General features: G+C 54.8%; 11 protein-coding genes. 6 read left to right on the top strand and 5 right to left on the bottom strand.

The features are described 5' to 3' along the window. Positions 1 to 118 precede the first annotated feature (118 nt). The 4 genes from AC1G9L_RS15755 (at position 119) to AC1G9L_RS15740 (ending at position 7,582) form a co-directional block, all read left to right on the top strand. Positions 119 to 1,606 (top strand): tyrosine-type recombinase/integrase, encoded by a 1,488-nt coding sequence (locus tag AC1G9L_RS15755; RefSeq protein ID WP_481069469.1) that lies wholly within the window; start codon positions 119 to 121, stop codon positions 1,604 to 1,606. Between the two features lie 57 nt (positions 1,607 to 1,663). Further along, entirely contained in the window at positions 1,664 to 2,302 is a 639-nt protein-coding gene (locus tag AC1G9L_RS15750) for a helix-turn-helix transcriptional regulator (RefSeq protein ID WP_481069468.1), read from the top strand. A 78-nt stretch (positions 2,303 to 2,380) separates the two neighbouring features. Beyond that, positions 2,381 to 2,776, top strand: coding sequence for an H-NS histone family protein (locus AC1G9L_RS15745; RefSeq protein WP_481069467.1), 396 nt, complete (start codon positions 2,381 to 2,383; stop codon positions 2,774 to 2,776). 456 nt (positions 2,777 to 3,232) lie between these two features. Next, positions 3,233 to 7,582 (top strand): hypothetical protein, encoded by a 4,350-nt coding sequence (locus AC1G9L_RS15740; RefSeq protein ID WP_019799383.1) that lies wholly within the window; start codon positions 3,233 to 3,235, stop codon positions 7,580 to 7,582. Between the two features lie 110 nt (positions 7,583 to 7,692). On the opposite strand, the gene AC1G9L_RS15735 is transcribed toward AC1G9L_RS15740, so the two are convergent. The 5 genes from AC1G9L_RS15735 to AC1G9L_RS15715 form a co-directional block, all read right to left on the bottom strand. After that, positions 7,693 to 8,433, bottom strand: coding sequence for a DNA/RNA non-specific endonuclease (locus tag AC1G9L_RS15735; protein WP_019799384.1), 741 nt, complete (start codon positions 8,431 to 8,433; stop codon positions 7,693 to 7,695). 303 nt (positions 8,434 to 8,736) lie between these two features. Next, positions 8,737 to 9,927 carry a reverse transcriptase family protein gene (locus AC1G9L_RS15730; protein ID WP_481069466.1) on the bottom strand — a complete coding sequence of 397 codons (1,191 nt, stop codon included), beginning with the start codon at positions 9,925 to 9,927 and terminating at the stop codon, positions 8,737 to 8,739. Between the two features lie 159 nt (positions 9,928 to 10,086). After that, complete coding sequence (locus AC1G9L_RS15725; RefSeq protein WP_481069465.1) at positions 10,087 to 11,358, bottom strand: phosphoribosyltransferase-like protein; 1,272 nt, start codon at positions 11,356 to 11,358, stop codon at positions 10,087 to 10,089. A 104-nt stretch (positions 11,359 to 11,462) separates the two neighbouring features. Next, on the bottom strand, positions 11,463 to 12,470 hold the full coding sequence (locus tag AC1G9L_RS15720) for a DUF4917 family protein (RefSeq protein WP_481069464.1): 1,008 nt from the start codon (positions 12,468 to 12,470) through the stop codon (positions 11,463 to 11,465). A gap of 352 nt (positions 12,471 to 12,822) precedes the next feature. Further along, positions 12,823 to 13,347 (bottom strand): hypothetical protein, encoded by a 525-nt coding sequence (locus AC1G9L_RS15715; RefSeq protein ID WP_481069463.1) that lies wholly within the window; start codon positions 13,345 to 13,347, stop codon positions 12,823 to 12,825. Positions 13,348 to 13,661: 314 nt separating this feature from the next. Here AC1G9L_RS15715 and AC1G9L_RS15710 point away from each other — a divergent pair, with 314 nt between their 5' ends. Then, positions 13,662 to 14,330, top strand: coding sequence for a hypothetical protein (locus AC1G9L_RS15710; protein WP_481069462.1), 669 nt, complete (start codon positions 13,662 to 13,664; stop codon positions 14,328 to 14,330). 157 nt (positions 14,331 to 14,487) lie between these two features. Further along, positions 14,488 to 14,721: a hypothetical protein gene (locus AC1G9L_RS15705; RefSeq protein WP_481069461.1), complete on the top strand. Its 234-nt coding sequence runs from the start codon at positions 14,488 to 14,490 to the stop codon at positions 14,719 to 14,721. Positions 14,722 to 14,791 lie beyond the last annotated feature (70 nt).

Genomic DNA, 14,791 nt, shown 5'->3' with positions numbered 1-14,791 from the left:
GACAAGCTGGTTGAGGACAAGTATGGACAGGCGAGGCCAAGTCAGGCCAGCTAGCTGTAGCTCCCGCGTAGCTCTGTGATCTAACGTGCGTCGTGTCGACCCAATCTTGGAGCTACACATGGAGACTAAGCAGCCCAAGCGCGTAGCGCTGACCGCCACGATGGTCAAAGAACAGCTGTCCTTCGCTCGCATCCCTGTGATCAGCGACGCCGGCAAGGTCGTCAAGTTTGCCCCGAATTCGGATCAGAAGCGCTATGTCATTTTCGACGGCCACCGGGATGCTCCCGTAGGCTTTGGTGTGGCGGTCAATCGAACTGGCATGAGCTACATCCTCCAACGGCGGGTAGGCAGCCGGGTGTTGAAGGCGACCATTGGAAGTTGCAGAGATCTGACATTGGCCAAGGCTCGTGAGGAAGCGAAGATCACATTGGAGAGGATGCGCGCAACCGGACAGAGTCCTGCCCAAAGCAAGCAACTGGAAAAAGAAGAGCTGCGAGTCGCATCGATGACGCTGGCAGAGTGCTTTGCGATGTATCGCCGTCATCTGTTGGAGCGAGCCAAACCTGCTAAGCCCAGTAGCTTGAGAGGGCTGGAACAGGCCGAGAAGCGTTTGGATAGGCCTAAGATCCAGCTTCTTGCTTGCCAAATCGGCGAGCTGATCCATGAGCAGCGGATCTTGGATGCGTTCGATGAGATCGCAAGGGGGAGAAGGAAGCTGGTCGATGGCACAAAGCGCGCCAATCCTAAGTCAAAGGTCTACGACACCCCAACGCTTACGACAGCAGAATTGACTTTTCGATGGGCCAGCCGAGCCGTGAGCTACTGCATGGAGAGAGAGAAGCGCATCGCCGCCAACGCCAACCGCTCTTCGTCTTTGCAAATGAACCCGTTTGGGGTTCTGCACGAGGAAGGGCGCTATCGCACTCGCGAGCAGTTGGAGGCGCACTACGAAGTCAGCCGAGCGCGGAACCCGTTGCAACTGCGCGATGGCTCATTGGGGCGATTCCTCACGGCGCTTTGGGAGAGGCGCAAAGTCGACAACTACAGAACGGCGTGCGACTACCTGCTGCTGACGCTTCTTTGGGGCACCCGGCGTGGGGAAGCTGCCCCTTTGCGGTGGCGCCACAGGATCACTAAGGACGAGGCTCTGATCAACTCTTGGGTCGATTTGGATGCGGGCTGGGCTTCCTTCTTTGATACCAAGAATGGTGCCACACATATGCTTCCACTAGCCCCAGGAGCGCGACGGATCTTGATGTTGAGGGAAGAGGCTTCTCGGAAGGAAGCAAGCCCCTGGGTCTTCCCCGCGCGAAGCAGCCGTGCAATGCAGGGGCATTATTTGGACAGCAAAGCCATCTTGCAGGGGCTGAAGGTGAGTGGTGAGATCGAGGAGCTTCGAACGCATGATCTGCGCCGGACCTTCGCGACCGTAGCAGAGGAGGTTACGTCCTACGCCGTGGTCAAGCGGCTCCTCAATCACCGAAATCTGCGTGATGTAACGGGACGCTACTCCAAAGTGGACGATGTCCGTTTGCTGGAAGAGATCACGCGCGTGGAGAAGGTATTGCTTAGTGCGGAGCCTATCGTATCCACTATGCTCATTTGATCCTGACGGCTGGGGCTTGAAGGTGAGGTGGTTGCGGCTACAGAATGGACGAAACACATGGCCGATGAAGAGGCCAATTCCGAGATGCCTGAGATGTCGCCCGTCCCAGTCCGGTTGACCGAACGGACTGCCAAACGCCTCACTTCTGAGCAGTTGGAAGAGGTGCGCAGACGCTTGGCCAATCGTCACCCAGACAGCGATTTTAATGCCGCAGAAGCAGCGATCTACACAGGTCGCAGCACTAAGACCTTAAAGCGCGCCATCGATGCAGGTGTTGGACCGGCGAGGTCTAAGAACCCTGACGTCACGGGACGCATGGCCACCAATCGCCACACGCGGTATCGCAAATCAGACCTAGATGCTTGGCGACTAGGGCTCGTCTCGTTCGCGACGCAATTTCGAACCTTCGACGACCTGACCATGGAATCGCCTTGGATCGTTCAAGATGATGTTGTCTTGGGGCACTTGCTTGATGCGAAAGATTTGGATGCAATAATTAAAATTTTGGGGGAGGATGCAGTTGCCTTCTTTCGCTTGGATGGGGCGCTACGCCTACGCTGGTCTGACGCCGGGCTGCGATTGTGCTATGAGTCAGAATTCAGGTCCGTCACAGAGCACACACTTGACGAATTTAAAGCTTCTGCAGAACGTCATGAACTCAGGCGGGACACTAGAGCGCCAAGTTCAGCGGGTTAAAGAAAGTCAGTTATACAGGCGCCTGCGCTGTCTTTGTGCGGGAATTGTATGAAGAAAAATATTTGACAAAGGAAATTTGTGAGTAAGAAGTCACTCGAATCCATCACTTCTGCTAAAGCCAAGCTCGAAGAAGAACTCCGTAAGCTTGAAGAGCAAGAAGCCCAGCTGCGGCAAGATCAGGCTACCGAGGCTTTCACCGAAGTGGTGAAGCTGCTTGGCGAGTTTGCTGAGTATTTCAACCCCAAGCAGCGCTCGGAAATTGCCGGCTTTGTGATCAATGGTGCGGCAAAGCCCAAGAAGGCAGTCAGCGCGAAAAAGGAAGTGGCTCCTAAATACTGGCTTCCGCATACTCAGGAAATTTGGTCTGGTCGCGGACGTACGCCCCTGGCGTTCAAGGCTTGGGAAGGAACTTCGGCTTATCAAGAGTGGAAAAAGAATCACCCGGACGAAAAATTTCCCAAGTATCCGGGTTGATCTCCTCGGTGGGCAGTAGAGCATAGTGTGGTTTGCTCCGCTTCTCAGATTTTTCTGACCCCATCATGCGAACTCATCTGATAGGTCTTTGAAGCTAGCCAAGCTAATCTTTCCCCATCGTCCAGGCCACTTCACTCACCATGGCATGGTTGGGGGACGGAGGCCAGAACCTCCACCTAAGCGCCGACGATCAAAGGCCCCGAATTCGGGGCCTTTGCTTTTCGCTCGACCAAGGTTGTGATACCGACACTGCCCGTGCCAACCAGCTCCTCTAAGTCAGTGATCGAGAAGATCCTATTCTTCCAACCTACCCAAACTTCTTGCGTTCAGCACGATGCGGCTGGTGGCCTTTCCCATCCCTAAGCTCTATCTTTGCTCAGAGCCCACCACCAGCAAGCTGAGACGGCATGCCCGCGCGCCGCTTGAAAACGATACGACGAAGGAACTCGTAATCATATGGCAATTACCGACACCGCTGTCGTTCGCTCTTTCTTTGATCTGCCGGATGAAAAGGTTGAAAGCATAGAGACCGCCGAGTTTCTGGCCAACTTTCAGGGGGGGCGCAAGATCGATTGGGCCAATCTGTTGGAATCCGATCGGGTGTTGATCGTTTCCGAAGCCGGAATGGGCAAGACCTTTGAATGCAAGAAAATGGCGGAATCTCTGTGGGGCGAGGGACGCACTGCATTCTTTGTGGAGTTGTCCGCGCTTGCTTCGCTTTCAATCGAAGACGGATTCTCCCCTGAGGAACAAACTCGTTTTGATAGCTGGAAGTTGGCCCAGACAGAGCGCGCGATATTCTTTTTTGACTCGATCGATGAGTTGAAGTTGACGCTTTCAAGCTTTGAGCGCGCAATCAAGTCTGTCGCTAAATCACTTGCGGGGCATCTGGGGAGAGCCACGATCGTGATTACCACTCGGCCTATTCCGCTTGATCGCGAGATCATTGCCAAGCATCTCCCGGTTCCGGTGGTCGAAGTGCAGATGGATCCAGAGGTCGCCTTCGCGAGTATTGCGATGCGCGAAAAAATGCAAGAAACACAGGAAGATAAGACCCCGAAGTGGAGAAATGTCGCTCTCGCACCGCTCAGCGAAGAGCAAATGCGGGCAATGGCCAAGACCGCTGGTGTTACAGATCCAGATAAGTTATTTAAGGAAATTAGTTCGCGAAACGCACACGACTTCGCGCGCAGGCCGCTGGACTTCCTTGAGTTGTGCGGTGACTGGAAGGAGAACGGCTACATCCGTTCGCACAGCGATCAGGTGGATACGGCGATTGAGATCAGGCTGCGTCCGAACAACACGCGTCGTGAGCGCGTTTCATTGGAGCCCGTCAAAGCACGCGAAGGCGCTGCACGCCTGGCGCTCGCTGCCCTCTTAGGACGCAAGTTCAATATCTGGCATGGCCAAGGGGGAGACCGGGCCTCGGGGGACGGCGCTCTTGATCCCGCAAAAGTGCTTCCGGATTGGACAGGCGACCACCTCGATACCCTGCTCGAACGTGGGCTTTTTGGGTTTGCCAACTATGGTCGCGTGCGCTTTTACCACCGATCGTCCATTGAGTTCTTGGCGGCCGAGCGACTTCGCCAACTTAGAGAGAGAGGGCTTCCAAATCGTGAGGTTGCGCAGCTGCTCTTCGCACGCACGCATGAGGGTGAGCGCATCGTAAAGCCAGCAATGCGCCCTGTTGTGGCGTGGCTAGCTCCGCATGACGCCTTCATACGTGAAGAGGTCATCGAGCACGAACCCGAACTGTTTCTCCACGCAGGCGACCCTGAGTCGCTCGATGTGCCGCTTCGCCGCGCCGCACTGGAAGGCTATGTCAATCGCTTCGGCAAAGGCGGGTGGCGCGGCCAGGCCGTGCCTAGCCTTCAAGTCGAGCGCTTCGCGTTGAAAGATCTCACGGCAGATGTGGCGCGCCTCTGGAAGAGCGGCATCGAAAATCCAGAGGTTCGAGACACCTTGCTAGGGCTGATCGGCTGGGGACATATGGAGGAGAACGCGGATCTAGCCCACGAAGCTGCGGTGGATGCCGAAGCCGAGATGGGTAGCCGCATCAGTGCCCTCTTAGCACTATCCCGGCTCGATGATCCGCGACTTTTTTCACTGCTCGATGAGGTCGCTGCCGGCGTGCCTGGCTGGCCACCTACTCTCGTCGATCGCGTGGTGATTGAGTTCTTTCCGAGCAGAATGTCTGTCGAGCAACTCATGCAGATCTTCGGCAGGCAAGGCTCGAAAAGCCGAACCTACTCGGGATCAATCACCTACTTCACCATTGTCGTGGAGCGCTCTCACTTCGATGCCGATACGCTTCTATTGATGCAGAAGCAGATATCTATTCTGGTCAATGCGGGACTGACTTGGGACAAGTCGCTCTATCGATTGCAATCAAGGCGCCAGGATCTGGTCCCGGCGCTGCTGGCAGTTTGCTTGCGGCGCCTAAGCGATCATCGGTGCGATGCGGGGTTGATCAGGGGCATTGCTCTCTCGCTCTTGCTTACGGTCAATAGCTATGAAACTAGGGACGAGGTCAAGGACCTACGTGTAGCTCTGAGTGAAGCGCCCAACTCGGTTCGCTCTGGCGTGTTCTGGGCACAAGACGTCATCGCGCGTAAATACCACCCAAAAAGTGAGCGAAGCACGCAGCCTCGGCTCCATCACTTGCGATGGGAGTGCGGCTACCAACCCGTTTTGCAGCGCGACGAGCCGTGGGTGTTGGCGGCAATTGCAGATCCTCAAAAAAAGTCTTGGGATCGCGCACTTGCATTGGAAGTTGCTATCGAGTGGACGCCGCATAAGTCCGATCCTGACAGTTGGATCGCTCAACTAAGCGCAGCATCTGCCGACGCGCACGACTTGGAGGCAAGGATTGAAGCCTTCCAAAGCGCCTACCTCAGGCGCGGCGAACTCTCTGAGTGGGAGAAAGCGGCCGCTGAGAGCGAGGAAGCCCGTCGCAGGAAGCATGCGGAAGGGGCTGCAAGCTGGCAGCAGTTCCATCGTGAACTTCGCGAAAGCCCTGACGTAGCTTTTTCAGATGCCCGCGTCGAGAACACGTTATGGGACTTCTGGCAAGTCATGAAAAACGACCGCAGTGCACGCTCGCAAGCGGGATGGAATCGCGGTTTCATCGAAAGGATGTTGAGCAAGGAGCTTGCAGGCCGCTTCCAGAAGGCGTTTGCTGCGGCTTGGCGCCGTGAGAAGCCTACGCTTCGATCTGAGCGTGATGAGGAACACAAGAACACGACGCTAGTTATTTGGGGGATGGGTTTGGCAGGAGTTTATGCCGAGGCGGAAGATCCTGCTTGGGCAGCCAAGCTAAGCGCTGAGGAAGCTGAGCTAGCCTGTCGCTACGCGCTTCTGGAACTCAATAGTCTTCCCCCCTGGCTCGAGCAGCTAGCGATCCGACACCCCGTTGCCGTAGACGCTGTAATCGGGCGTGAATTGTCAGAAGAGCTAGGGAGGAATGCTGACCCGCACAGCATGCTTCTGCAATACGTGCGGCGCAGCGCGGACTCGGTGGCGCATCTTCTCTTGCCCCGGGTTCGAGCTTGGGCGCACAGGGCCGTTGCAAAGCAGCGTCTAACCGATATCCAGCGGCGCAACATTGGGAACGCCGCTGACTTCCTGCTCGTGCATGGGTCGCCAGAAGACGCCGCGCTTCTTCGCAGAGCGGCGATCGCTGCGACGACTGGAAGGCCTGATCCCAAGAACATCGACCTTTGGTTGCCAATCTTGGGTCGCCTGGATGCCGAAGCGTTCGTTGACACGTTAGAGCAGCTCTCTAAACCGGTCACGCCCTCCAAGGACTCGAAAGTCGTCAAGTGGATTGGCGCGCTCTTCGGACACCACGCGAGCCTTGGCACCGGCTCTATGGGTGAACGGCCCGACTTCATTCTTCGACTGCTACAGCTAGCACACCGCCATGTGCGCAGAAAGGACGACGACCTAGTCGAAGGCGTGCGATCAGTCGGTAACCGCGAGAACGCCGAGTATGCACGATCAGGCTTGTTCAACGCCCTAATGGAGATGAAGGGAGAGGAGGCTTCGCGAGCGAAACTGAGCTTATCAGGCGATCCTGAGGTCGCGCACTATCGTGACCGAATCATCGCGCTTCGCCGAGAAAAACTTGCGGAAGAACTCGACGCAGAGGTGCTGACTGAGCGCGAGGTCAGGGAACTGGAAACGAAGCTCGAGATCTCCCCCAGAACGCGTCAGCAGATGGCCCATGTGCTGATCGGACGCCTCGATGAGATCGAAGACAATCTTTTCCGAGACTCATCGCATCGCGAGGGCTGGGCTCTCTACGATAAAGAACGTCTATTGAGGCGTGCCTTATCAGCGGAGTTTGAGCGCCTTGCTCGTGAAAGTTACATCGTTACACAAGAGGGCGTGACAGGTGATGAGAAGGAAACCGACATCCGGCTGGTGTCGAAGTCCGACCCATCAATCCAAGCTGTTATCGAGCTAAAAGTCGGAGAGAACGGCTACAGCATTGTAGATTTCCAGAAGGCGCTTCGCGAACAGCTTATGGAGAAGTATTTGCTGCCAGAGCAGCGACGCGTGGGTGCCTTGGTAATCTCGTGGAAGGGCGATAAGACTTGGGATGATCCGGTCACTGGCGATGAGGTCGGCTTCGATGAGGTGATCAGGCGCCTTAACAGCGAAGCACAAGAGCTGGCGGCGACGCTTGGTAGCGACGCGTTTCTTACAGTGCGTGGCCTTGACCTGGGCCCCCCAAAGTTTGCCGCCAAGGGCAAGACGCTTAAGAAGGCTAGCAAGCAGCCAACAAAAAGGCAGAAGCCGTAGGAGATCTTCTGCCGCTTCAATGAGGATCCTAACAGCTACGCGATCGCCTGTTACGCCAACTACCGGCAAGCCCAGGGCTCGCTTGAACCTTGGGCTTGCCGGTAAGGCCATCAGCTCAGATCGCAATTGCTCGGCAGTGCCCACGTTGTCGCAGGCAGCATGTTCTTGACAGCAGACGATGCGGTGATGCCGACATTGCTGGCGCCGATCAGTTCTTCCAGGTCAGCGATCGACACGATGTAGTCGTCGAGGCTGCCCAGGCCGGTCTGGTTCGGGATGATCCAGCTGATGGCCTTCTCAGCGCCCGTGCTTGGGTCCGTGGTGATGATCGTCTTCCAAAAGTATTCCGGCGTGCGGATGCCGTGGCTGGACAGGAAGTAGTCGTTCGAAGTGTCGCCGAACACCACCCCGCCGTAGACCTTCACTGGCCGGATATCGCGGTAGCACTCGGCGACGTTCTCCGCGCTCACCCAAATTCCCTGGTTAAAGCCCGATACCTGAGGCACGATGTTCGACATCAAATTGGCGCGAACGATGTAGGTCGAGTTGTAGTCCATGTGGTTGGACGTGACCAAGTGGCCGCGATCGTAGCCCGAGCGAACGCTCGCATAAGACTTGGTCGACGTCTGGCCGCCACAGCCGCTCGGAAGCGTCGTGTCGAGCTTGAAGTCGGACGGACGCGCGGCAGACCCGGTGTCGGCGTTGAGCGAGTATTCGTATCGTGTGGCCGTGTGCTCGGTGCAGTCGTAAGTCAGGATGAAGCCACCCTTGTTGAGCGTGACGACCTGGGCCTGCGCTGCTGCGCTGGCAGTGGTGAACAGGAAGACGGCGAGGAAGATCCGGAATCGCATAGCACTTCTCCATGTGGTTGGGCAGGCCGCACGAACCCAGCACGCACTGACAAGGGCCGTGCCTGTTGAGAGACGCGCGAGTTGACGGAGGTGGAGCAGACAGCCGAAACCGGCTCGGTGCCGGTGTGATGGGAGATACGACAACCGCGCCCCTTTGCCACGGAGTGGCACGCGGTTGCGACATGTATCTAACAGCACGCTAAGCGGGTCAACCGCAAATTGGCTAAGGTGTGAACTAGCTCGCGAAGATGAAAATTGTCAACATGCAGCCATCAAATCGCCATGGACACGCTGTTGGGCTGCTCAGGATGGCCAGGGAATGCCAGCTAAACGTTGTTGAATCTGTTTGCCATAACTTGGTTCTATCTGGGCCGCATAAGCCGCCAACCCTTGCAGGTAGTGACGAAGTCCTGAAACCGACGCAAAACCCCGCTTTTGAGCGTGGTTGACGGGGCCATTAGGCTTTTCCAAGAAAAATATGTGCTGGCGTAAGCGCAATCGGAACTCGCGCGTTAGGCGCGGTTCTGGACCATTAACGAGCAAGCCAAGCACGATCTTTTTGGCGCCGGGCGGCACAATACGCATCTTGGCCGCGTTGGGGTGAAGCCCTTCGCAATGAAGAAGCTGGTAGACCGCCCTCATCAGTTCAATGCATGTAGCGCGAGAAGATATTGCGTCTGTTGAGAGCGTGATGTCATCAGCATAGCGGCTATAAAAAAAGCCCTTCTTCTTCGCAAGTTCGCGAAGCTTCTCATCAAAGGACTTCATGACCAAATTTGATAACATTGGGCTTGTTGGCGCTCCCTGTGGCAAGTAGCCTTGATGAAACGCGTCATAGCTTTTTATGACCGTGCTTGAAATCCAAATAGGCTTTTCGTCGTCAAAAGCCTGTAGAGTGTCATTGCTCTTTAAACGGAAGTTCACCCAGTTTTTTCTGTAGCGGCCGCGACTTATTCGCGTGCAGAGCCTGGTAAGCTCAAAAGCGACAAGCGCTTGGTAGCCTAAGCGCCTAAAAACACGATAGACACTTATTTCATTAATGGAGTCAAAGAAGTTGCGCACATCAATCTTGATGAGCCACCGACTTTGGCAATGAAGTGTCGTAGCCTCTACGAGCGTAGATTTTTCAAGAAAGGCGACACTGGCGCTGTCAACTTCGCACTTTTGAAGAATGCGTTTGTTTATCCAGCGCTGTACGGTCATTAGGGCAGGGCTAGGGACGCTGATGTTGCGGTAGCGCTTCTGGCCGATTTTGGAGCGCTTTTGAATTCTGAAAGAGCGATAAGGCTCATTTTTAGAGCGCGAAACTGCCGCTCTGAGAACGTTGTAATTAATAGATGTGTAATGTGCTAGATGACGAAGAGAGAATATAGGCGGTAGCTTGGCATTGGCTTGCCGTGTAATTGAAGCAACTTGGATTGCCGCTTCGACCACGGACGGAGCCTGCCCGGGGGGTGCATGCTTTCGATAAAGTTGAGGACGCCAGTCCGACATCTACTTTGACCTGCTTCTGGTGATGGATCGCGCATCCTGAGGTAAGACCCCGAGCCGCCCGCGTAGCGGCAGGAGGCGTGATGCGTCAGCGGCAAAGCGGGTGCTACTTCAAAGAGACGCAGTAAGCTGCGCTCCGACAAACGCGTCAGCGCTAGATGTCTAGACTGGCGCCCTCAACTGTCTAGGATAGTAGTCGTTTTTTGGCTCTGGGGGAACTGTTGGTTTCTGTCTAGAAATCGGATGTTTGCGAAGTTCTCTTTGGCCCTGCTCCGTAAGGCGATGCTCGCTTGTAATCCATTTAAGATCTAGCAACGCCTCTATCGCGGACTGAACTTCCGGAATGGTGAGCGATGTTCGTCCCGCAATGACTTCTATCTGCCTTTTACGCGACCTCAGCGCCGCTAGCACCAGTAGGCGTTTAGCTGCTGGGAGCGAGACCCCAGCTGTCATACCAGAACAGGCAAAGCGTTCATGTCCTATTCTTACCAAGGCTTCGTCAATATCGGCCTTGGTGGTCAGGGTGCTGGAAAATGTAGATCTAGCAGCAGCGGTGACGCGCTTCGGGAACAGCGGGAATTGAATAGGCTTTCGTTTGGATGCCTCTATGAAGATGCGCGGCACATTATTTGGTGCGCCATGCGCAAACGCGATAAGTGCCCCCGTTCCTCCAAAGCCCAAGGCCTCGGTGGCGTCGTGATTGCCGGGATCTCGATCAATGCAGAGTTGACGAATTTCTTCCGCTTCGTTTCCTGAAAACGAAGAAGCAATCGTCGGACAAGGAACTACCAAGGAGACCTTAGGGTTGCACTTATGTGCTTCAACGCGTTGTCTGCCCGTGTCAGTTGCTGAGTAGGCAATGACCTCAAATGTGATTCCTTTTCGTGCTCTGGATGAGTGCCAGCTTCGCACTGACCAAGTCGACCAAGCAGCATTCAAGAAATGCTCCATCTGCTCGCCGCTTCCGATGAAGTCGGTCATGACAATGAAGCGACGCATATTATTTTTTCGAATTTGGCCAGGGTTAGGATGATTGAGGAACCTTCGCTCACTACGGTAAAGCTCAGTAATAAGCTGAGCAATGATCCCCTCACTGCCGACTCCTGGCACCCAGGTCAGCACAGGGTCAATGGCTCGAAAAGTAGAGATCGCCCTCCTGATCTTGCCCCGAGTTTGCTTAAAAAGTGGTAGCGCCATCTTTGTCTTTGGGTGCTTGCGGACCTCTCGCTCGGCATAGAGCCCAACTGGAGCGAGCGCTGGGAGTTCCGCTAATCGTGCTAACGCCAAGTTGTGGAGCCCATTGACAAACTCGTCGCTTGAAACCAAAAGCATGCGGCGCAGCATTTCAACCAAAATGACTTGCTCGTCGGGCGGGAATTGGGCAAGCCAGCCAGACGTGGATTCGGCAGCAATGAAGTCAGTGTTCCGAGCCACAAGTTCTCCGGAATAATGCAACTAAGTAGAAAGGACGCCAAAAGAGAAGGAGGATATTTCTTCAGTGTGTGTTGAACTGACGGGAGCACCTTGTTTGACGCTAACTAGGCAGTGCGACCTGCAATGTCGGGTCGGAAAGATTGCCAAGGGTTGGCAGTGGAAGCATCAAAAAAGGAGACATCGCATTCTTGTTTACCCATGAAGGCTGTCGCGTTGGCTTTCACGCGTCGATTGCTGTCAGAGTTCTCGTCTCCGTAAATGCTCACCAGCACCGAAGACACTGCGCTCCCACGGATTTTCTCGAAAATGTGACTGTCATTGTCGTCCAATGAGTGACCCAAAATAACAAGTGTTCCCCTTATCTTGCCTAGTGCTGTGTAGCAGGCTTTCAGATAGGGGTTTCGGACGATTTTTTGAAGTTTCTTTTTTGCGCTTGGCTCGGAAACAAAGAGCGGGAACTTGCCCTCTTCAAGTGATTCACGGACTTGGTTGATGAGTGGGTAACGTTCGGCGTAGTGAAGTTTGTCGATGTGAATTTGCCCGTCTGTGATGTGGAGTGCGCCATGAAGAAAGTGGACATTCTGCATTGTGTTTCCATCACTCCAACGTCCCCATCTGAATCCATCATCTGTTTTCCATTGTTGACCTGGTGTTTGGCGTAAACGCGCCCAGTAAAGAAGAAAATCGTAGTTGAGCGTGAAGACCTGATCGAATCGAGAAAGGAAGATCCGTGCGCTAAGATACTCGTTATCAGAAATAAAGTCTGGTCGACTTGGATGAGTTCGCGAGATCACATCTATAAGTGCTTCTTTGAGCTTGCTAAGGTCCTGCTGAAATCCATCCAAGAGCGGGCTTTGTGGGTGGTAAGCTCGAACAACCGTCGAAGCCGTTGTTAGGCTCCGCGCAACGGCCTCGAAGTCGTAGGTATCCAAATCCTGAAAAAGCCCGCGTAGCGTTTTCTCACTTTCGCCGAATTCAGCTGAATTATAGAGATTGGCGTAGTTAAAAATGTTATCTCGGCAGGCTCTTGAAAAGCCGTTTCCTAATAGAATTGATACCGGGCCTCTATCGGTGACAAGTGACAGCGCTTCATCGTAAGTAGGTAAGGTCATATTTCAATAGTAATTGATAGAGGAAATGCCCGCACTAGATTCTGTCTACGAGTGTCCACAGTAGATAGGCGTGGTTGGTGTAGTTCACTGGTCTAATGTCAGGGTTAGAACCTACCGAGGTCTTGGTTGGGCGCTCGCATCTTGAAGCGACCATGTTGGTTCATTCGGGAGGAGGAATGTATTCTCGGTGGCACAAGGGCGCACACGCGTTCAGAACTGGGGGCCACGTTGGATGCTCGATCGATTTTCGTTGGAGCGATCTGGCGCCAGACCAATCATGCGGCGCAGTGTCTCCCGAAACAGCATAGGCCACCTCTCGGTGGCCTATGCGCGGTCAGTCTCGGCGTTCGTTTTACTGCGGCGGCGCAGTTTTGGGCGTAGGGATCTTGTAAGACGTGATGAAATTTCCATCCTTGTCATAGACCACCACGATAGTGGTGATCGCGTCGCGGTAAACAATAGTCGCATTGCAAGGGCAACTGGCGGAAGCCGTCACCATGCCCATCGGCTGGTTCTTTTCGTCGTTGACTGCAATCAACTGCTGTTCCGAAGCTGTGCCGATGGGGAGAACCGCATCAACTCCCGGCGTAGCGGTCATGACAGTGATCACTTCATCTTTCAATGAGTTGATCTGAACGAATTTCAGACCCGCCTTTTCGAAGGTGTAGACTTTAAACAACGGGGACAAGCTGACATTCTTTTTGCCAACGGGCACACGCTCGCCCATGCCTTGGATCACGTCCGCGCTGTTGAGTTGGTTGCTGGCTCCGCTTGCATGGGCACTGGTTGCAGCGATAGCGGCCAGGAACGAAATTGCCAAAATAGATTTACGCATACTCTCTAACTCTCTAATCCATGAGGGAGCGGAGCCGAGCATCGTGAAACCGATATGGTGGCTCCATCCATTCGGTAAGCCATTGCTTCGCCAAGATGGCGATCAGCCACCAGACTCTAGACCCCCATCACGGTCTGCACAACGGACTGACCAGCATTTGTCTACAGGTCGATCCATTTAACTGATGCAAGGTGAATAGATGTCTTGCCAACTCACTTGTTAGCCCGGCCGAAGTGGGATTTGGAAGGCAAGTTGGGAATGAAGTCTGGGTGAGAAATTTTGAGTATCGTGGTTGCGAGATGGCGCCGGAATATAGCTTTGTGTGGCCATCATGCGTGCGAATGCTGGGAGAGACGATGACCAATGTCAGCAAGGCCGACAGCTTTGAGGAAGGGTTCCTTCGAGCAGCACTTGAAGTCATCGCTGGGCGTGATCAGCGCCACGCCATCATCAATGCCCGAGACTTCCTCAGTCTGCGCAAGATGCTCGACCGATCCCCGGGCACGACGCGCTTCACGCAGCCGATGGCCGAGTTTTACCTCAGCATCCCAAGACGCCAATTCGACAAGATCAAACGAGAGCACGGCAATCCCTTTGCCATGAGCAACAGCAGGCCAAGATCCATCACCAAGGTGGACTTGTTGAGGTGGTATGCCCAAGTCACCAAAGCTCGCGAGCAGATCCAGGAGCCCATCTCGGGAAAGTTTGGGCGAACGGGACAGGGCATTCCCTTCATCGTGATCCGCGAGTCGGCTGGCAAGATCAAGAGTGTGATCTCGCATGCCGGGATCACGGGGGTCGATATGAGTGCGATTGAAGAAGCTTTCGAGCAGGGAGCAACGATCCTGGCTCTGACCATCGATCAAGCCTTGGCGCTACCCTGGCAATCAAGCTCTGAGAAGAGGCGCTGGCGAAACGCCTACCGGTTGCATCTGACTACGGTCCATGCAGCCCGGATGGCATTGCTCGATCGCCAAGAACTGGACGAAGGCACAACCCCCGCTCAGCGCGGTCGGTCGCCCTAAGGCGCATTGACTGCCTGATGGATCTCGCCGCCAGGACGACCGGCGGCGAGATGAACGCTTGTTCAGCGATCCGGGACGATTTGGTCCTGTAGCGATCTGTGCCCGATGCATAGATTGCGTTCCGACGCTTGGCGCGTTGCCAAACACGGAGAGCAAGATGAAATACATCATCGAGATCAATGCGACTGTCCAAGTCGCCCACTACATGACAGTCGAAGCAAGCTCGCCGCAGGAAGCGCTCGCTCAATGCGATGTCAACAAAATTGCGAACAGCGACTTCAATTTCGAAGAGTGGTTCAGCGCTCCCGAGATCCACCGTGTCGAAGATGAGACCGGCGCGCTCATTGCGTGCGACTACGAGGATGGAGTTCCTAACATCGACGATCTGTAAATCCCATTTCGGCCTGTCTAATCAACTGATGCTGGCACGCTCGATCTTGACGAAAGGCGTGATGGCCTTA

This window comes from Xanthomonas sp. NCPPB 1132, from assembly GCF_056629235.1.
This window is presented reverse-complemented; position numbering and strand designations above follow the sequence as displayed.

Bases quoted from the DNA above. Each gene is read 5' to 3' on its own strand.
- AC1G9L_RS15755 (WP_481069469.1), top strand. From the start codon at position 119: ATGGAGACTAAGCAGCCCAAGCGCGTAGCGCTGACCGCCACGATGGTC.
- AC1G9L_RS15750 (WP_481069468.1), top strand. From the start codon at position 1,664: ATGGCCGATGAAGAGGCCAATTCCGAGATGCCTGAGATGTCGCCCGTC.
- AC1G9L_RS15740 (WP_019799383.1), top strand. From the start codon at position 3,233: ATGGCAATTACCGACACCGCTGTCGTTCGCTCTTTCTTTGATCTGCCG.
- AC1G9L_RS15735 (WP_019799384.1), bottom strand. From the start codon at position 8,433: ATGCGATTCCGGATCTTCCTCGCCGTCTTCCTGTTCACCACTGCCAGC.
- AC1G9L_RS15730 (WP_481069466.1), bottom strand. From the start codon at position 9,927: ATGTCGGACTGGCGTCCTCAACTTTATCGAAAGCATGCACCCCCCGGG.
- AC1G9L_RS15720 (WP_481069464.1), bottom strand. From the start codon at position 12,470: ATGACCTTACCTACTTACGATGAAGCGCTGTCACTTGTCACCGATAGA.
- AC1G9L_RS15715 (WP_481069463.1), bottom strand. From the start codon at position 13,347: ATGCTCGGCTCCGCTCCCTCATGGATTAGAGAGTTAGAGAGTATGCGT.
- AC1G9L_RS15710 (WP_481069462.1), top strand. From the start codon at position 13,662: ATGACCAATGTCAGCAAGGCCGACAGCTTTGAGGAAGGGTTCCTTCGA.
- AC1G9L_RS15705 (WP_481069461.1), top strand. From the start codon at position 14,488: ATGAAATACATCATCGAGATCAATGCGACTGTCCAAGTCGCCCACTAC.